19 protein-coding genes are annotated in these 17,599 nt (G+C 50.3%); 2 read left to right on the top strand and 17 right to left on the bottom strand.

The window, feature by feature from the left end; all coding sequences use genetic code 11:
• Positions 1–5: 5 nt before the first annotated feature.
• The 16 genes from phnK to AC2UZI_RS02085 form a co-directional block, all read right to left on the bottom strand.
• A complete protein-coding gene (phnK, locus tag AC2UZI_RS02160) occupies positions 6–821 on the bottom strand; it encodes a phosphonate C-P lyase system protein PhnK (RefSeq protein WP_486942184.1) in 816 nt (271 codons plus the stop codon).
• Positions 818–1,696 (bottom strand): alpha-D-ribose 1-methylphosphonate 5-phosphate C-P-lyase PhnJ, encoded by an 879-nt coding sequence (locus AC2UZI_RS02155; RefSeq protein WP_486942183.1) that lies wholly within the window; start codon positions 1,694–1,696, stop codon positions 818–820. The genes phnK and AC2UZI_RS02155 overlap by 4 nt, the downstream gene beginning before the upstream one ends.
• The gene (locus AC2UZI_RS02150; protein ID WP_486942182.1) at positions 1,693–2,787 is read right to left on the bottom strand and encodes a carbon-phosphorus lyase complex subunit; all 1,095 of its coding nucleotides are present in this window, start codon (positions 2,785–2,787) and stop codon (positions 1,693–1,695) included. The genes AC2UZI_RS02155 and AC2UZI_RS02150 overlap by 4 nt, the downstream gene beginning before the upstream one ends.
• A 3-nt stretch (positions 2,788–2,790) precedes the next feature.
• Complete coding sequence (gene phnH, locus AC2UZI_RS02145) at positions 2,791–3,384, bottom strand: phosphonate C-P lyase system protein PhnH (protein ID WP_486942181.1); 594 nt, start codon at positions 3,382–3,384, stop codon at positions 2,791–2,793.
• Positions 3,385–3,387: 3 nt separating this feature from the next.
• Positions 3,388–3,834, bottom strand: a complete 447-nt coding sequence (gene phnG / locus AC2UZI_RS02140; RefSeq protein ID WP_486942180.1) for a phosphonate C-P lyase system protein PhnG — start codon at positions 3,832–3,834, stop codon at positions 3,388–3,390.
• Between the two features lie 17 nt (positions 3,835–3,851).
• Positions 3,852–4,550: a phosphonate metabolism transcriptional regulator PhnF gene (phnF, locus tag AC2UZI_RS02135; protein WP_486942179.1), complete on the bottom strand. Its 699-nt coding sequence runs from the start codon at positions 4,548–4,550 to the stop codon at positions 3,852–3,854.
• 41 nt (positions 4,551–4,591) lie between these two features.
• Entirely contained in the window at positions 4,592–5,386 is a 795-nt protein-coding gene (phnE, locus tag AC2UZI_RS02130; RefSeq protein WP_486942178.1) for a phosphonate ABC transporter, permease protein PhnE, read from the bottom strand.
• Positions 5,387–5,458: 72 nt separating this feature from the next.
• Positions 5,459–6,433 (bottom strand): phosphonate ABC transporter substrate-binding protein, encoded by a 975-nt coding sequence (gene phnD / locus AC2UZI_RS02125; protein ID WP_486942177.1) that lies wholly within the window; start codon positions 6,431–6,433, stop codon positions 5,459–5,461.
• Positions 6,434–6,463: 30 nt separating this feature from the next.
• Positions 6,464–7,303, bottom strand: a complete 840-nt coding sequence (gene phnC, locus AC2UZI_RS02120) for a phosphonate ABC transporter ATP-binding protein (RefSeq protein ID WP_486942176.1) — start codon at positions 7,301–7,303, stop codon at positions 6,464–6,466.
• 406 nt (positions 7,304–7,709) lie between these two features.
• Positions 7,710–8,696 (bottom strand): zinc-dependent alcohol dehydrogenase family protein, encoded by a 987-nt coding sequence (locus tag AC2UZI_RS02115; protein WP_486942175.1) that lies wholly within the window; start codon positions 8,694–8,696, stop codon positions 7,710–7,712.
• Between the two features lie 294 nt (positions 8,697–8,990).
• Positions 8,991–10,250: a TRAP transporter large permease gene (locus AC2UZI_RS02110; protein WP_486942174.1), complete on the bottom strand. Its 1,260-nt coding sequence runs from the start codon at positions 10,248–10,250 to the stop codon at positions 8,991–8,993.
• The gene (locus tag AC2UZI_RS02105; RefSeq protein ID WP_486942173.1) at positions 10,247–10,786 is read right to left on the bottom strand and encodes a TRAP transporter small permease; all 540 of its coding nucleotides are present in this window, start codon (positions 10,784–10,786) and stop codon (positions 10,247–10,249) included. The genes AC2UZI_RS02110 and AC2UZI_RS02105 overlap by 4 nt, the downstream gene beginning before the upstream one ends.
• Positions 10,783–11,754: a TRAP transporter substrate-binding protein gene (locus AC2UZI_RS02100; RefSeq protein ID WP_486942172.1), complete on the bottom strand. Its 972-nt coding sequence runs from the start codon at positions 11,752–11,754 to the stop codon at positions 10,783–10,785. The genes AC2UZI_RS02105 and AC2UZI_RS02100 overlap by 4 nt, the downstream gene beginning before the upstream one ends.
• Positions 11,755–11,823: 69 nt before the next feature.
• Positions 11,824–12,822: a transketolase family protein gene (locus tag AC2UZI_RS02095; protein ID WP_486942171.1), complete on the bottom strand. Its 999-nt coding sequence runs from the start codon at positions 12,820–12,822 to the stop codon at positions 11,824–11,826.
• Positions 12,819–13,688 (bottom strand): transketolase, encoded by an 870-nt coding sequence (locus AC2UZI_RS02090; RefSeq protein WP_486942170.1) that lies wholly within the window; start codon positions 13,686–13,688, stop codon positions 12,819–12,821. Before AC2UZI_RS02090 ends, AC2UZI_RS02095 begins: the two co-directional genes overlap by 4 nt.
• Positions 13,689–13,697: 9 nt before the next feature.
• A complete protein-coding gene (locus AC2UZI_RS02085; protein ID WP_486942169.1) occupies positions 13,698–14,453 on the bottom strand; it encodes an SDR family NAD(P)-dependent oxidoreductase in 756 nt (251 codons plus the stop codon).
• 124 nt (positions 14,454–14,577) lie between these two features.
• Here AC2UZI_RS02085 and AC2UZI_RS02080 point away from each other — a divergent pair, with 124 nt between their 5' ends.
• Positions 14,578–15,510: a LysR substrate-binding domain-containing protein gene (locus AC2UZI_RS02080; protein WP_486942168.1), complete on the top strand. Its 933-nt coding sequence runs from the start codon at positions 14,578–14,580 to the stop codon at positions 15,508–15,510.
• 30 nt (positions 15,511–15,540) lie between these two features.
• Here AC2UZI_RS02080 and AC2UZI_RS02075 read toward each other — a convergent pair whose 3' ends face one another.
• Positions 15,541–16,443, bottom strand: coding sequence for a LysR substrate-binding domain-containing protein (locus AC2UZI_RS02075; RefSeq protein ID WP_486942167.1), 903 nt, complete (start codon positions 16,441–16,443; stop codon positions 15,541–15,543).
• Positions 16,444–16,560: 117 nt separating this feature from the next.
• Between AC2UZI_RS02075 and AC2UZI_RS02070 the strand changes: the two genes are divergently transcribed.
• Positions 16,561–17,451, top strand: coding sequence for an alpha/beta fold hydrolase (locus tag AC2UZI_RS02070; protein ID WP_486942166.1), 891 nt, complete (start codon positions 16,561–16,563; stop codon positions 17,449–17,451).
• Positions 17,452–17,599: the final 148 nt, after the last annotated feature.

Here is a 17,599-nt window from a genome sequence, read left to right as displayed (position 1 = left end):
AACTCCTAAGGCTGTAATACGGAAGACACTAATAACTGGCTGTACGGATGTTGCGGATCATCCAGCACCTGATCGGTCAAACCGGTCTCTACGACCCGCGACCGACGCATCACAATCAGTCGATCAGCCAGTAAACGTGCCACGGCCAAATCGTGTGTGACAATCACCACTGCCAAATTCAATTCACGCACCAGCCCACGCAGCAAATCCAGTAGCCGAGCCTGCACCGACACGTCTAAACCCCCGGTAGGCTCGTCCATGAAGATCAGGCGTGGACTCGACACCAGATTGCGTGCAATTTGCAGCCGCTGCTGCATACCACCTGAAAAGGTAGAGGGCAAATCATCAAAGCGCTCGGCGTCGATTTCCACATGGCTCATCCACTCTTGTCCCATAGCGCGTAATTGTCCGTAGTGACGCATTCCCTGTGCCATAAGTCGTTCACCAATATTCGCCCCTGCCGACACGCCCATGCGCAGGCCATCGCGTGGGTTCTGCTCAACAAAACCCCACTCGGTACGTAATAAGGTGCGACGCTCGGCCTCGGTACAACTGTAAAGATCCACCCGCTTCTGGTCTTTGGTGCGGTAGCTTACGTTTCCTTGTTGTGGACGTGCTCGCCCTGACAAGGCACTCAATAAGGTGGATTTTCCGGAGCCGGACTCTCCCACCACGCCCAATACTTCACCGGGGTACAGATCAAACGACACCTCTTGGCAGCCCTTATCGGGACCAAACAAAAGACTCAGATCGCGCACACTTAATAAAGGCTCATCTTGCAAAGCATCAAACCACGCTCTGGGTTCTGTTACCGCGTTCATGCTGATTTCTCCTGCTCCGCCACGCGGGTGGCGCAATAATCGGTATCTGAACAAACTAAGGCTCGCGTTCCCGTGTCATCGGTAATGATCTCGTCCAGGAAGGACGTATCACTGCCGCAAATCACACAATTACCTTCCCACTTCTGCACCTCGAAAGGGTGATCTTCAAAATCCAAACTCACGACCTTGGTGTAGGGCGGCACCGCGTATAACCGCTTTTCTCGACCGGCTCCAAACAGCATCAAGGCTGGACTCATGTCGAGCTTGGGGTTGTCGAACTTAGGAATAGGCGAAGGGTCCATCACATAGCGATCGTTCACTAAAACCGGATAGGCATACGCCGTGGCAATGTGACCAAACTTGGCAATGTCTTCGTATAACTTCACATGCATCACCCCATAATCGTTGAGAGCATGCATGGCTTTTGTTTCAGAGTCCGACGGTTCAATAAAGCGTAGTGGCTCGGGAATCGGCACCTGATACACCAGTATCTGATCATTACTCAGGTCATATTCAGGGATACGGTGCCGCGTTTGAATCACGGTCGCTTCGGTGGTTTTCTCGGTGGTTTGTATGCCCGCCGTGCGCGAGAAAAAACGACGGATGGACACCGCATTCGTGGTGTCATCAGCGCCTTGGTCAATGACTTTCAGTACGTCATCTTGCCCAATCACAGCGGCCGTTAACTGAATACCGCCGGTACCCCATCCGTAAGGAAGCGGCATTTCCCTGCCCCCAAATGGCACTTGGTAACCAGGTATGGCAACCGCCTTGAGCAAAGCACGGCGTAACATCCGTTTGGTCTGCTCGTCTAAATAAGCAAAGTTATAGGCCGTGTCGTTACGGTAGCTATCGTGGGTTAACGTGGCGCTCATAACGAAGCCTCCTCAAGTTCCGACGATTTAACTTCGCTCTGATGCATCTTACGAATCAGCTCTAACTCAGACTGAAAGTCCACGTAATGAGGCAGCTTCAAGTGCGATACAAAGCCTGCAGCTTCCACGTTGTCACAGTGCATTAATACAAACTCTTCTTGCTGAGCAGGCGAGGTGATTTCTTCACCAAACTCAGGCGAACATAAGGCCCTATCCACCAGCGCCATACTCATGGCTTTGCGCTCGTTATAGCCAAAAGCCAAGCCGTAGCCGCGCGTAAACTGCACCGGCTCGGTTTTAGAGCCCACAAACTGGTTAATCATTTCGCATTCCGTCACTTCAATCTCGCCCACCGAGATGGGAAAGCCCAGCTCTTCGGGCTCAATCCAAAGCTCTACCTGTCCGATACGTATTTCTCCGGCAAAGGGGTGATTGCGCCCGTAACCCCGTTGCGTGGAATAGGCCAAGGCCATCAAAAAGCCTTCATCACCCCGTGCCAACATCTGCAAACGCTGCTGCCGGTTCGAAGGAAAATCCAACGGCTCACGAGTGATGTCAGCAACCTCACCCTCTTGAGGCTGCTCTACGCGCATTAAGCCTTCTTGCTCAAGCAAACCCAACACACGTGGGCATGGCTGCGCTGGCCCTGATTCTGTGGAGATCTCTTTTAAGGGCTGATCGTCGTTTTCCAATAGGCTGAAATCCAGCAAGCGATGGGCGTAATCAAAGGTTGGCCCAAGCAACTGCCCGCCGGGCAGGTCTTTATACGTTGCTGAAATACGGCGTTCTATCTGCATCGCCGAGGTATCCATGGGTACCGAATTCACGAAACGCGGAAGCGTTGTGCGATAGGCACGCAGCAGGAAAATCGCTTCTTGTAAATCACCTGCCGCCTGCTTAATAGCCAATGCCGCCAGCTGCGGGTCGTACAAAGCCCCTTCCGTCATGACTCGCGCCACTGCCATGGACAACTGCTCTTGTATTTGCGACACACTTAACTCGGGAATAGCAGGATCACCACGACGTTTTTGCGCCAGTAATTCGTGTGCGTGATCAATGGCTTTTTCACCACCTTTAACGGCTACATACATAACTTATGCCTCCACCATTGTTTGAACGTGCGTCGTGCGCGACAGACCGACTACCCGGTTTTGCGCCACAAAAAATAGATCGACGCCTCGCGGAAAGTGATTGCTCTGTTCACGTTGCTGCCAGAACTCTGCATCCAGCGGCAACGCCACCTTGCGAGAGTCTTGAATGCCCGGCCCCGACCAAACCCGCTCATCGCCCACATCCAATTGCGCTAACTGCACAATGGCTGTTGCCGAGAACTCAGGGTCTCGTTCAGTACCGATATTTAGCCGACTTAGCACCGCGGTATCATCAGCCGATAGGAACGCGAACATGGCATCTTCGGGCGTTTCCACAAAACGGCAGCCACAATGAAAGGCCAAGTTCTGACGAATCAAAGCCGTCGCAAACTGCGGGCTTAACCATACGGTCGTGCTGCTGTCCAACAGTGTTAAGGCCAACGCATAGGCGGCTCCGTCTAACGTCTCAAGGCTATCCACCAACGTGACTTCCTGCGTTAAGCCGGGCTCAGACAAGGCCTTTAACAGCACACGGAATACGCGCTGCGCATCACCGACAGGATCGTTAAAAGCGGGGACTAAATTAGCTGCTTGCATGACCTACTCTCCTCGCACCATCGTAAAGAAGTTCACTTTGGAACCCGCCACTTCGCTCTCGCGTTGCGTTCGACGTTGTTGCTGTGCTTGCTGCAAAGGCCGAATGATGGTCTGCATCCACTGCTGACTGTTCGCCCCCTGAAGTAAAGCGTCCACCAACGCAGCAATGCTGGCATTGCGCTGGCTTCTGCCCAGCACGTAGCTGTATCCGGTAGTCCCGTCATCGTCCAGACGCACCACACAACGCGTTACGGTCACCTCACCTACGTTAAAAGCTTGGCCCGTCCCACCGGTGCGCCCACGGGCCATGACCATTCCAGTCTCGGGAATGCGGATATAGCGATACTCAAACGCCGCTAACTGCTCTTCAAATTGCTGCAAGTCATCGCCAGCATGCGCTAGCACCTGCATCCATTCCTGACGTTGAGTCATTGTTGACTGCACAGTCATTCGATAAACTCCCTTACTTAGATGAGAACTTGATATTGAAACCGGTCGGCTCGACTTACGCTTAATGCCAACTCAAACGCTTGTTCGTACTGATTTTTTGATACGGTTTGCACCGTCAACACCGGTCGTTGCACGGGCATCATGAGACGAGTCGCTTCCTGCGTACTCGGTAGGCGCGCTCCGATTAAGCTGGAGACTCGCGTCAGTTCGTGGCCCTGCTGTTTTAAATAGCGCCGCATTGATCCCTTTTTGTATTCTTTCAACACCTCAGCATGACGCGCTGCAAAGCAGTGCCGAATCAAACTAATGGGGCTGTCATCAATCAGACGTAAGGTGCGATACTCCACCACTTCTTCCTGCGGCGACAATCCCAATTGCTCAATTTCCAGCGCTTCGGCAGGCCGTTGCACACTACCCAATAAACGTGCCTCGGCCTCGTGACCGGTAGCATTAAACCAATCGCTGTAGGCGCTTTTCCCCATTACGGGGTAACGCAGTGGTGCCTCCAGCACTTCTGTCCCTCGGCCCTGAATGCGCAGCACATACCCTTCTTGGGCCAATACATCTAAAGCGCGCCGTATGGTGTGACGATTCACCTCAAAACGTTTGGCTAAAGGCAGTTCCCCCGGCAACAACTCGCCAGGCTGATAATTGCCTAACTCATCTCGCAGTACCGATGCAATCGATAGGTAAATCGGATTAGCTTGTCTAGACATGTTGGCCGAATAAAAAAGGCAGAGAACTGCCAACTGCGTTATTAAATAAACAAACGTCGTAGCTGTTGTGAAATCATGTCGATAATGCTGACAATCGCGATGATGATGAGTAGGATCGCTGCGCTTTGCATAAACTGGAATCCACGTATGGTTTCCCAAAGCAACACACCAATACCACCCGCCCCCACCATGCCCACAACGGTTGCTGAACGTACGTTCGATTCAAATCGGTACAGTACGTACGAGATCCACAGCGGCATCACCTGAGGGATCACACCAAAAATAATTTCTTGCAGTGAACTGGCGCCCGTTGCACGTATGCCTTCAATTGGACCGTGGTCAATGGACTCCACCGCTTCAGCAAATAACTTTGCCAATACCCCTGTGGTACCAACAAATAACGCTAGGGTTCCCGCAAAAGGCCCCAGACCTACCGCCACCACAAACAACATGGCAAACACCATTTCGTTAATGGAGCGCAGCGCGTCCATCAAACGGCGCACCGGTTGATACACCCACCACGGCACGATATTGGCCGACGACATCAGGCCCAGCGGCACACCACAAATCACAGCAAGTACCGTGCCCCACACCGCGATTTGTACCGTTACCACCATTTCTTTGAGGTAGAGGCGCCAATCCCTAAAGTCAGGTGGGAAGAAGTCGGCAGCAAATTGCGCCATGTTGCCGGCATCTTTCCATAACTGTGCAGGCCGCATTTCTGCGCCTTCCCACGACCAAGCTAAAAAAGCCAGTACCAGGCCCCAGCCCAGTAGGCTTAGCCAACTGTTTTTGCTAGGTTTTTGCAGTTCTGCACTGGATAAAAGTGTTGTCATAATTGAGTGTTAGTGCCCACACCACTTAACGAAGTGTGGGCTTTTCCTATAAATAAACGTGTAAAAGCTGAATTACGAACTCATCTTTTTGTTTAATTCATCCAATTGCGCATCCACTTCTTTCAACTTGGCTTCTTTGTCGGTAGCCGACATTCTTTCGTCGCCTTCAATCTCGCTGCGTGTTTTAAACAGTTCTAATTGACGAATAGGTAGCAGTTGATCGTTATCCGATTTTTTGAATTTTCCCCACTGCAAGCCTTTTAGTACTTCCAACTCTTCAGGCTTATCACCGTAACTGGTGAAGAAGGCATCGATGGTTGCTTTCACATCGTCATCCAGCGTGGTGCGCCACACAATAGGATCAGCAGGAATTAACGGTGAGCGCCAGATCTCTTTAATTTCTTTGGCTTTTTCTGGATTGGTAATTTCCAGACGCTCTAGTGACTCGGTGTTATTGGTGGCGATATCAAGCTGCTTATTGGCTACCGATAACGCGTTAACCTCATGACTACCGTTCAAGGTGCGCTTGAAGGTCTTGTTAGGGTCTACATTGTTTTGTGCAAACACGTAGTAGCCGGGCACCAAAAAGCCAGAGGTGGAGTTCGGGTCACCATTTCCAAAGGTCAGGTCTTTGGCATTCTTGAACAAGTCGTCCAGATTATTAATGGGGCTGTCTTTATGAGCAATTAATAAGCTCCAGTAGCCACCGTTACCATCGGCATCCACGGTTTGGTAGATGACTTCACCATTAGCACGGTCAACTGCTTCCATGGCCGATTTATTTCCAAACCACGCTACGTCTACCTTGTCAAAGCGCATGCCTTGAATAATGCCGGCATAGTCGGATGCAAAAAACGCATTCACTTTGTAGCCCGTTTGCTCTGACATATCGGCTAAAAACGGGTCCCACATTTGCTTCAGATTTTGTGATGATTCCGTTGAAATTACCCCAAAGTTCAATTCTTTTTGCTCATTGGCGACGGCGGCGCCCGATGCCAGCACCCCACACAACACAGAGGTACCGATCCACTTGGAAATCTTCTTCATTCCTATCTCTCTAATAATAAGGATGTAAATTTACGCTGCCACAAAGTCCAGGCGGCTTAGTTCAGGTTGCTTCGCGGGTTCATTAAAATCACTAAAAAACAAGTTTCCACCCACATCTGAGCCATACAGATCATTCAGAAACTGTGTTGTTAACCCAGCTATCGGCCCATCAAAATGTTTACGGCCGGCTTTTAAGGCGATCGCATGACGGCAGTACTTCACGGCATAGTCCACTTGATGCAAGGTGACGATGACGGTTTTGCCGTCTTTCTGATTGATGTCGGTTAAGGTTTCCATCACATTGCGCGCCGACTCTGGGTCTAAGGATGCAATGGGTTCGTCAGCCAGAATCACTTCGGCCTGTTGGCAGAGGGCACGCGCAATAGCCACTCGTTGTTGCTGTCCGCCCGATAAGGTGGAGGCGCGACGGTAGGCGTGTTCAAGCAGGCCGACTCGCTCTAGTGCTTGCAGCGCCCGTTCTTTTTCTTCGTTGTTGAATAAGCCGAGGGTGCCGCGTAGTCGTGACATGCGGCCCAAACAGCCTAGCAATACGTTTTGTATGACCGAGAGGCGTCCCACCAAGTTAAATTGCTGGAAGATGTAGCCGATGTCTGAGCGGATTCGGCGGATGTCGCGGCTAAGTGAGCCTTTTGCTTGTATGGTTTGACCTAAAGCGCTTACCGAGCCATCCACTTCTTGATCGGCTTGTGTTAAGCCTGCGAGGTGTCGCAACAATGTGGATTTGCCCGAGCCGGATGCACCGATTAGCGCGACCATGGAGCCTTGGGCGACGTTTAAATCTAAGCCTGCCAGTATGTTCTTCTTATTAAAGCTTTTTCTGAGGTTCTTGACCTGAATTGCAGATACCATTTTTATGCCCTTTAATCAGGTTGGTATGAACGATAGCTGCATAATAGAGAGCGCCCGTGACACTTGCGTGAATGTTAAATGACACTGAAGTGACAGCGCTGTGCTTGAAGGTGGACAAGCTGAGACAGGTTGTAGCGGTAAGCACGGGGGTGGGATACAACAAGTGGAGGCTTGTTGTGGGGAAGTATTTGAGTGGGAGTTGGGTGGTTCGGGGAGAACGTTCTGATTTTAGCGATTCACTAGGCAGTGCTCGCTTCGCTGCGCGCTGAATCGTTCATCCCTAAAACCAGAACGTTTTGGGGGTTGAGCACCGTCCAGCTAATTGATAGTTATCGAAAATAATTCGCCTGCTCGACAGACCTGAAAGAAAGCTGACTTGATGCCATCCTTAACCGTTACTCACGGCTTAGGTTGTTAATACAACCTTCCCAAACTGCTGGTTTGACTCTAGGTATCGATGTGCATCAATTACCTTATCCAAAGCGAAGGTTTTGTCGATATGCGGCCGTAATGTGCCCGCCGCGATGCCCTGTGCGATAAAGCCTTGGGCACGTGCCAGATTGTCGAGGTTTTTGGTGACTTCGGTATAAACATAACCCCTAAAGGTAAGGCTTTTCTTTAAAGCCAGCTTTAAGGGAAATGGCGTGTCTTCGGGGCTGAGGGCTCCGTGTATAACGATACGACCGTTCGGCGCCATGGCCTCTGCCAGATCAATCACTTGCGGACCGCCTACCGCATCAAAAACACAATTTAACGCACCGTCGGTGTACTCACGCAAGCGCTGACTTAACGGCTCTTCCTCTGTCGCAATCACATCATGCGCCCCTGCCGCTATCAATGCTTCGCGGTTGGCGCTTGTTAAGGTGGTTGCAATGGGGCGTGCACCAGCGTGGCGCGCTATTTGAATGGCGGCCAAGCCAACACTGCTGGTCGCGGCGGAAATGACGACATCATCACCCGCTTTGAGGCCCCCGGCTTCGATTAACCCCCCATACGCCGTCAAGTATGCCATCCACAACCCTGCGGCTTGAACATGCGTTAGGCCTTGCGGCTGCGGTAGCACATAGGCGTGCGGGATAATGGCATGATCGCCATATGTGCCGTATTGACTGACGTTAAAGCCCGGCAAGACGCCTACCGCTTCACCTTCGCTAACGTGATCAACATCGGCCCCTACTGCCAGTACGATCCCTGATGCCTCAAAGCCCATTTGAGAGGGAAACGTGGCTTTTTCCAGATAGCGTCCTGTGCGAAACATCACATCTGCACGATTCATGCCAATGGCTTCGACCTTAATAAGCACTTCGCCAGCCTTTGGCGTAGGGGTGGCGCGTTCTTCTAGTTGAAGCACGTCGGGTCCGCCCAATGAATGAAATCGAACCACACGCGACATCCGCTCTCTCCGCTTATGAATCTGCTATTAGGTTCCCGATTCTACCAAATGCCTCGTTAAACAAGTATTCGTGGGATTAGCAAAGAGGAGTGCAGCGCTGGCCTCAAAGCCCTGCTCTTTTAGATGAGCGATTCAGCGCGCAGCGAAGCGCACTGCCTAGTGAATCTGCAAGAACAGAGCTTTTTACGCGTAACGAAAGACGGGTTTAGATTAATTATTAATTAGATGAAGGCTAAAAGATCAGAGGGTCGGCAGGCGGTTTCTCCAGAACCGCCTACCTAGTGCCAAAACAACCTAATAAATCGTTAAGGCTGGCACATACGAAAATAAAACCAACGCAAGTAAGACGACTCCATAGAACGGAATAAGCTCTTTGACGACGCTACCCACAGGTTGTCGTGAAATTGCTGCGGCAATAAATAACGTAGTGCCTACCGGTGGAGTGAAAAGGCCAATACTTAAATTCAACGCCATCATGATCCCCAGCTGCACCAGATCTAAACCGATTGCCTCGGCAATGGCGACAAAGGTTGGTCCTAATAAAAGTATGGCGGCTGGTAAATCCAGAAACATTCCTACTGCCAACATGATGATATTCATCATGAGAATAATTAAGACGGGAGAACCGAGTACTTCCATGGCCCATTGTGCGACAGCATTAGGAATTCCTTCCATAATCAACACATAACCCACCAAGTTTGAAGCGGAAATCACAAGCATGACCACACCGGTAGTAACGACGGTTAATACCAGCGCATCGTATACGCGCTTAATGCTTAGATCTCGGTAGACAAACGCACTAATTAGAAACCCATATGCAACGGCGACGACGCTAACCTCTGTAGGGGTAGCAATGCCCGCACGTAACAAGATCAAAATGAAGATAGGCATTAACAATGCTGGTAGCGCAGCAAAGGTAATTCTGCCAAGTTTTCGTAAGGTAAGAGTTTCTGTTAGACGAGGGAAACCTCGTAGCCTGCCGCTTACGTAGCACACCAGCATGAAACCCGCACACAAAAAAGCTCCGGGAACCACGCCCGCTATAAATAGTGCGGCAATGGACTCGTTCGAAATAGAACCATAGAGAATCAGTGCTATGGAGGGTGGAATCAGCCCGGCAATGGTGGAAGACGAGGCGATAGCGGCTGCACCAAAAGAAGGCGGGTACCCCACTCTTTTTTGCCACGGAATAATCATGCTCCCTAATGCCGAAGCCTCCGCCACAGCAGACCCAGATACGCCCCCAAAGATGGTCGACCCGACCACACCAACCTGGCCCAATCCACCGTGAAAACGTCCCACCAAAGCTGTGGCAAACTCAATAAGCTTCTTACCCAGTACACCACCCATCATTAGATTCCCTGAAAGAATAAAAAATGGGATCGCTAATAACGGGAAGCTTTGCGTAGGCTGAAAAATCTTCACCACGGCGATGACCGACGGCATTCCTCCTGCAATAACAGCCGCCGCAGTAGAGCTGATAATTAAGGCATAGCCCACAGGCATGGCCAGCAAAAGCAGGACTCCAAATATTGCCAACATTGAGAACGTCATATCTCTGCCTCCGCTAGCGGCACTCTGATGACAAAAGGATCAGGAGTAAGGGACAGACGCATTAAGTTGGTTAACGACGTTAAAACAATTCCGCCAAAACCTGCAATTAACGCCAAATACGCCCACTTTGATGAGACACCGGTCACCGGATAGACTTCCGTTGCAACAATTGCAATGACATCCAAACCGATATAGGCCAAATAGATAAAAAAGGTCAGAGCTAGCAATTCAAGGCAGATGAAAAGCCCTCGTGCGGCATTTTTTGATAAAAACGGTAAAACCGCTTTTACAACAATATGCTGCCCATGTTGTGCTGCCAGTACCGCCCCTCCCATTACTAGCCAAGGAAACAGCAGATTAGGTGTTTCGGTTGTCCATCCTAAGCTTGCGTTAGTGAGATAGCGCATGATCACTTCGAGCAATAGCGAACCAAACATCACTAGCAGCGAGCCAATTGCTGCTAGTAATGCAAGACATGTCACCACTCGATCAATAGACAGCGCTGCTTTAAGTAATGTGCTGTCTTGCTGACTCATGGTTCTTGCGCCTCTGTTATGACGAGCTGAACAAGGTCAGGATAGTTTTTTGACCACTTGTCATAGACTGCTTTAGTCTTTTCTGAAAAGTCGGCTTGGTTGATCTCGTTAAATTGCACGCCTGCTTTGCTAAGCGTTTCTCTCAACTCCTGATCAAGCTGAAGCGATTGCTTCCGATTAGCTTGACCTGCTTCGATTGCCGCCTCTTTAATCAGGGCCTGGTCTTGTTTTGAAAAACTATTAAAGATGGCCTTGCTAGCTAGTAACGGAGCCGTTTCATATTTGTGCCCCGTAAGCGTAATGTACTTTTGATATTCATAAAGCTTAGACGTGTAGATATGGGATAACGGGTTTTCCTGTCCATCTACCACGCCCTGCTGAAGCGCAATATAAAGCTCTGAAAACGCAAGGGCCGATGGGTTGGCACCCAAGGTCGTGAAAATATCAATCGTCATTGGATCGGGTGGGGTACGTATTTTTAGTCCAGCCAAATCATCAGGTGACTCAATGGGATGTACATTATTGCTGGTATGTCGGATACCGTTGTCCCATAAAGCAAGGAGTTCTAAGCCTTTAGCGCTAGCAAGCTCTGCCAACTCATCTCCCACCGGCCCGTCAATGACATCAAAAGCATGTTGTGCGTCTCGAAATAGAAAAGGTAGTCCGAGCACGGAAAACTCCGGTATGACCCCCGAGGTAGCGCCCTGAGAGTTTGTACTGAAAGCAAGTGTACCCAAGCGCATGTTGGTTAGTGACTCTACATCATCACCATACTGTGCTGATCCGCCAACTTGGATTTTGACGCGACCTTCGGTTTTCTCTTCAACCAGCTTGGCAAAGAGTAATGACGAGTCCGATTTTGGATTGCCTGGCGCGCCATTATGTGACAAGCGAAGCACTTGCTGGGCAGACACCGTCGACGCCAGCATAGATGCTGCTGTTAATGTTGCTATGAGTATTTTCTTCATTTTCTTTATCTCCTTCCGTTTTGTTGGTATGTAAGGTGCAAAACCCTGAGGCATTGCACCTGCAAGTTTTTATTTAAGCCATTGCTTGATTCGTTGGCTCATCACCTCAGCCGAAATACCGTACCGATCATGTAGCGTTGGCAGTGCCCCAGCATCCAGAAACGCATCCGGCAGCCCCAACAGTCTGAAGTTTGGAGTGACTTGCGCTTGTAACAATAGAGACGCAACAGCCTCACCTAACCCACCAATCACCGAATGGTTCTCCGCGACAACGACAAGTCTGCCCGAACGTTTAGACTCACGCAGGATCGTGTCAGCATCCAATGGCTTAATGGTAGGGGTGTGCAAAACGCCAATACTGATGCCCTCGTCTCGAAGCATCTTAGCGACCTCTAAGGCTCGCATCGTTAATAGACCACTAGAAATAATCAGCACATCGGAACCGTCTTGCAGTAACTTAGCTTTGCCTAGTTCAAATTCGTAGTCATAGTCGTCCAACACAACGGGAACCTGTCCACGCAGCAAACGCATATAAACAGGACCTTCATGGGAGGCAATTTGTGGTACGGCCTGACGTATGTCGAGTGCATCGCATGGGTCAACAATGGTTAAACCGGGTATGGCGCGCATCATCGCTAAATCATCCGTAGCCTGATGACTGGGTCCATAACCAGTAGTCAGCCCAGGCAAGGCGCAGCACATTTTGACATTCAGGTTTTCTTCAGCAATAACTTGATGAATAAAGTCATAGGCACGACGAGTCCCGAAAACAGCATACGTGGTGATGAAAGGCACGAGCCCTTCTTTTGCCATACCTCCAGCGGCGCCCATTAACAACTGCTCTGCCATGCCCATTTGAAAAAATCGCTCGGGAAAAGCCTGTGAGAAAATATGGAGATCCGTATATTTAGCCAGATCTGCTGTCATGCCAACGATATCAGCCCGCTCTTTAGCAAGGGCGACTAAGGCATGCCCAAAGGGCGCTGATTCTGTCCGCTGTCCTTCGGCAGCAATCGATGCGATCATCGCTGATGTGGTCAACTTGGGTTTAGTGGCGGTGGTATTCACAGCTCAGATCCTTTTAAAGCAGTTTCACGTTGAGATTGATAGCTCGCATCTAAAATAGCGATTGCCTTCTGCCATTCATCGGCCTCTACACGAATAAAGTGGTTCTTTTCACGTTGCTCTAGAAACGGCACACCTTTGCCCATCAGGGTGTCAAACAAAATGACCCGAGGTTGACTCGAGACGAGCTGCCTCGCACTATCAAATGCTTGGGCGACCGCATTCAAATCATTTCCGTCTACCCGTTGAACGTGCCACCCAAACGCCGCCCATTTTTCTGCGAGCGGCTCAAAGGCCAGAATACTGTTTGAGTTACCATCAGCCTGCTGTCTATTAATATCCACGAGACAAATAAGATTAGAAAGCTGATGATGAGCCGCAGACATAGCCGCTTCCCACGTTGCTCCCTCATCCAGTTCTCCATCGGACATCGAGTTATAAACAAACTCATCTGTACCTTTATGCTTTAAACCCAACGCCATACCCACAGCGATGGCTAAGCCTTGACCCAGTGCCCCTCCCGACATCTCCATACCTGGGGTGTAAGTAGCCATACCTGACATCGGTAAGCGACTATCATCAAAACCATAAGTTTCAAGCTCTTCGGCCGCAATAATGCCCGCCTCTATCAGAGCCGCATAAAGAGCGATGGCATAGTGCCCGTGCGACAACAGAAACCGATCCCGTCCTTCCCAGCGAGGATTAGCAGGATCCAATTTGAGTGCATGACAGTACGCTACCGCCAACACATCAGCCCAGCCCAACGCTTGGCCAATATAGCCCTGCCCTTGGACCTCACCCATTAGTAACGCGTAGCGACGTATGTTGTAAGCGTGGCCTTCCAATGCTGTCAGTTTTTCGGCGTTCATACTTTGTCCTTAATGAATGAGCATTCCGCCGTTTACATCCAGCGTAATACCCGTTAAATAAGCGGAGAGATCGCTTGCAAGGAATAAGCAAGCATTGGCAACATCAGACGCTTCGCCCAAGCGATTTAAAGGAATACCTTTAAGGATTTCTGTACGCATTTCATCACTCAGCTTGCCAGCAGTGATGTCCGTCTGAATGAGTCCCGGCGTAATCGAATTAATGCGGATTCCAGCAGGGCCAAACTCACGTGCCATGGCTCGGGCTAAGCCTAAAACCCCAGCTTTAGCGGCTGAATAATGAGGACCGCCAAAGATGCCGCCGCCGCGCTGTGCAGAGACTGAGGACATACACACGATCGAACCCGAACTTTGAAGCGCCATCGCTGGTAGTACGGCTTGACTCATATAAAGCGTACCGCGCAAAGAAACGTCGGTAATGCGCTCATAATCGCTTGCTGAAATCTCAAGCGTTTTAACAGGCTGGGTGATTCCAGCATTATTGACGAGGATATCCACCTTGCCGTAACGCTGAAGGACTTGATCGGCTATTGCTTGGCAATCATCTCGACTCGTAACGTCTCCTGCCAATCCAGCGTGATCCGAACCTATTGCCTGTGCAGCAGTGGCGGCCGCCTCGCCATCCAAATCAACAATGGCGACCTGAGCTCCGTGCTCAGCAAAAATTTGTGCTGTACGACGACCAATGCCATTAGGAGATGCTGCGCCAGTGACGACAGCGACTTTTCCGTGAAGAAGTTTTTGCATGTTTTGCCTCGATGATCTCGCTAGACTGCGATGTTTAAGTTTGCTTTGGCGTAGTGTAGGGATTGCTTATGGCGAATACAAACGAATAAACTCGTGGGATAGATTAGTTAAACTCATGTGAAAAATGCGCAGACTTCCACCACTACGATCACTTCAAGCTTTTGAGGCCGCTGCACGTCTCGGCTCTTTTGCAGCGGCCGCAGACGAGCTGCACCTGACCCCTTCGGCAATCAGTCATCACATCCGCGATCTGGAAGAGCGCTTAGCTATTGTTTTATTTCACCGAGCCCATCGTCGCGTAATTCTGACGGATGCAGGGCGTCGTTATGCCGGCGTGATAGGCCAAGGATTCGGATTAATTGAGCTTGCAACACGAAGAATTGAACACCACGGAAAGAGTGATGTGCTCACCGTACACTGTGTACCAACACTCGCAACGCAGTGGCTAATGCCAAGGCTCTCGCGGTTTGGAGCACAGTATCCAGATATCGATCTACGCTTGAATGCGTCCGTGGGTGATGTCAATCTTGTCGCAGAACAAGCGGACTTCGCTATCTGCTACGGCACGGTAGTGGTGGAATCGGGAGTGGATATGACGCCGTTTCCCAAAGAGCCGTTAACGATTGTGTGTGCACCAGAACTAATGAACACGGTGCACCCAATCCGCACTCCTGAAGACTTGCAACACCACACCCTCATTCATTCTGAAGTGAACTTATTTAAATGGGGCGATTGGGCAAAGCAACACCCCAATGTTGAACTAAGCCTAAAGCGAGGCCCTAGGTTTGACCGAACGTTCATGACGATCAGTGCTGCCGTGGATTGCCTTGGTGTTGCAATCGAAAGCCGACTTATGATGGAGCGTGAGCTAGAAAGCGGGAAATTGGTGATGCCCTTGGGCCCCGAACCAGCACAGATGGTTTTTCATCGCCTACTTCATCTTGAGTCCAAAGCTAACTTACCCAAAATGGTCGCATTCAAAGAATGGCTATTCGCACAATTGAACGAGTCATTTGACACGATTAATCAAGACAACATGGCCAAACGGTACCAATAGCTGCACTTAACCACCACCCACGGCTCTACCTTAACTGTGCAAGGCCTTTGCACTGAAGCGGTTCTGCTGACCAACATGCCATGCAGCATCCACCAATGCATCGGTAATCGGATTACGTTTGGTCGGAAAAGCATAAAAACGGGCCGAGGGTAGTCGGGGGAGGCCTTCTTTCGTACCGACAATACGCAAATCTTGGCTGCGCTGACTGTCGGCAATAATGGCAACAGCAAACCCTGAGCGTGCAGCGGATAGACATCCCGCCATGCTACTGCTTTCAAAAACGATGCGCCAATCGTGGTTTGATTTATCCAGTGCTGCAATAGCCGATTCTCGATAAACGCAGGGCTCAGGAAAAACGGCTAACGGAAGCGGCGCGTGCAATGACAACGAATGATCCGCACTAAAAACCCAATGCAGGGGTTCTTCCCACAATAAGGCACCGTTTGTTTCCACTCGACTGCATTGCTTGCCAAATACAAGATCAAGCTGCCCTCGCTCTTGCATGCGCAATAACTCAACGGTAATACCGACTTTTAACTCAATCGTTGTGTCCGGATGCCATTGATGAAAACGTTGTAACACTTGAGGAAGCCACGACGTTGCAAAATCGTCTGAAGCGCCTATACGTATCTGGCCACGCAGCGGCGCGCCTTGCACTTTCGCACGGGCCTCGCGCTCGAGATCGAGAATGCGCTTTGCATAGGGATATAGGGATTTACCGGTCTCAGTCAACGTTAAACGACGGGTGGTGCGCAATAACAAAGTGGTGTCAGCGATCTGTTCTAGCCGTTTTATGTGCCCACTGACTGCCGAGGGTGTTAATGACAAATGCTCTGCTGCCGTGACGAAACTACCGCTATCTACGACTTCCATAAATGTGCGAAGCAGTACGGTTTCCAAGAGAGGGCCGTTAAACAGTGATGGTGTAATCATTTGCTCATTCAACTCAAAAACTCATCAATTGAACTTGATTATTAACTAATAAGCATCAATAGTCTATGTACACTTAACGCAATCGTTACCCTTTTCTTGAATTAAGTGAGAGCCGTTATGAGTACATATCGTTATATAACAACCAATAGACTCGATATTGCTTACCTAGAACTAAACCCAGAAGGAAGCCGAACCGCGGTGCTTGTACATGGGTGGCCAGATAGTCCTGAGTCGTGGCGCCATGTGGCACCTAATCTTGCAAACGCAGGCTATCGCGTCTTGATGCCTGCACTACGAGGCTTCGCCCCGACGCGATTTAAGGATGCCGAAACCCCTCGTAGTGGTCAGCTATCGGCTTTAGGGCGTGACCTTCTTGATTTCATTGACGCACTGGAGCTTAAGTCTCCTGCCCTAATCGGCCATGACTGGGGCGCACGCGCCGTTGCCAATGCGTGTGGTTTGCGCGAGGGCGTAGGGTCGCACCTTGTCATGCTAGCCGTTGGATACGGAACGAATGACCCCAAGCAATCAATGTCCTTACCTCAGGCACGTAATTATTGGTATCACTGGTTTATGGCAACCCCCCGCGGGGCTGATTTCGTAAGAGATCAGAAAGAGGAATTCGCTAAGATGATGTGGGATACATGGGCGCCTACAGGATGGTACAGTCAGGCGGATTTTGATGAGGCGGCCAAAGCCTTTCAAACAGAAGATTGGGCAGAGGTCGTTTTGCACTCCTATCGTCATCGCTGGGAGCTTGCCGAGGGCGATCCTTTCTATGCGCAAGATGAAGCACGACTCATCCCAGCTCCTGTGCTTTCCGTTCCCACCCTAGTCTTGCACGGTGGCGCCGATAGTTGTACCTACCCAGACAACTCTGCTGGTCGAGAGTCATTCTTTAGCGGGCCTTATGAGCGCCAAGTGCTGGATGGGGTTGGTCACTTTCCCCATCGAGAGGCACCACAGGTTGTGTCGGAAACCATTCTTCAGTTTTTACAGAAATACTGATCTTATTAGTCTCAAGTTTAAACGCCCTGTTCTTGCAGATTCACTAGGCGGTGCTCGCTTCGCTGCGCGCTGAATCGTTCATCTGCAAGAACAGGGCTTTTTTGTAGGCAGAAGACAATAAAAAAATTATGCTCTGAAGAAATGACTA

It is taken from the genome of Paenalcaligenes sp. DL 463 (assembly GCF_057475185.1).
The sequence above is the reverse complement of the archived record's forward strand: the minus strand, read 5'-3'. Positions and strand labels throughout refer to the sequence as shown.

Coding starts and splice junctions, on each gene's coding strand:
- phnK (WP_486942184.1), bottom strand. CDS start 821: ATGAACGCGGTAACAGAACCCAGAGCGTGGTTTGATGCTTTGCAAGAT.
- AC2UZI_RS02155 (WP_486942183.1), bottom strand. CDS start 1,696: ATGAGCGCCACGTTAACCCACGATAGCTACCGTAACGACACGGCCTAT.
- AC2UZI_RS02150 (WP_486942182.1), bottom strand. CDS start 2,787: ATGTATGTAGCCGTTAAAGGTGGTGAAAAAGCCATTGATCACGCACAC.
- phnH (WP_486942181.1), bottom strand. CDS start 3,384: ATGCAAGCAGCTAATTTAGTCCCCGCTTTTAACGATCCTGTCGGTGAT.
- phnG (WP_486942180.1), bottom strand. CDS start 3,834: ATGACTGTGCAGTCAACAATGACTCAACGTCAGGAATGGATGCAGGTG.
- phnF (WP_486942179.1), bottom strand. CDS start 4,550: ATGTCTAGACAAGCTAATCCGATTTACCTATCGATTGCATCGGTACTG.
- phnE (WP_486942178.1), bottom strand. CDS start 5,386: ATGACAACACTTTTATCCAGTGCAGAACTGCAAAAACCTAGCAAAAAC.
- phnD (WP_486942177.1), bottom strand. CDS start 6,433: ATGAAGAAGATTTCCAAGTGGATCGGTACCTCTGTGTTGTGTGGGGTG.
- phnC (WP_486942176.1), bottom strand. CDS start 7,303: ATGGTATCTGCAATTCAGGTCAAGAACCTCAGAAAAAGCTTTAATAAG.
- AC2UZI_RS02115 (WP_486942175.1), bottom strand. CDS start 8,696: ATGTCGCGTGTGGTTCGATTTCATTCATTGGGCGGACCCGACGTGCTT.
- AC2UZI_RS02110 (WP_486942174.1), bottom strand. CDS start 10,250: ATGACGTTCTCAATGTTGGCAATATTTGGAGTCCTGCTTTTGCTGGCC.
- AC2UZI_RS02105 (WP_486942173.1), bottom strand. CDS start 10,786: ATGAGTCAGCAAGACAGCACATTACTTAAAGCAGCGCTGTCTATTGAT.
- AC2UZI_RS02100 (WP_486942172.1), bottom strand. CDS start 11,754: ATGAAGAAAATACTCATAGCAACATTAACAGCAGCATCTATGCTGGCG.
- AC2UZI_RS02090 (WP_486942170.1), bottom strand. CDS start 13,688: ATGAACGCCGAAAAACTGACAGCATTGGAAGGCCACGCTTACAACATA.
- AC2UZI_RS02085 (WP_486942169.1), bottom strand. CDS start 14,453: ATGCAAAAACTTCTTCACGGAAAAGTCGCTGTCGTCACTGGCGCAGCA.
- AC2UZI_RS02080 (WP_486942168.1), top strand. CDS start 14,578: ATGCGCAGACTTCCACCACTACGATCACTTCAAGCTTTTGAGGCCGCT.
- AC2UZI_RS02075 (WP_486942167.1), bottom strand. CDS start 16,443: ATGATTACACCATCACTGTTTAACGGCCCTCTCTTGGAAACCGTACTG.
- AC2UZI_RS02070 (WP_486942166.1), top strand. CDS start 16,561: ATGAGTACATATCGTTATATAACAACCAATAGACTCGATATTGCTTAC.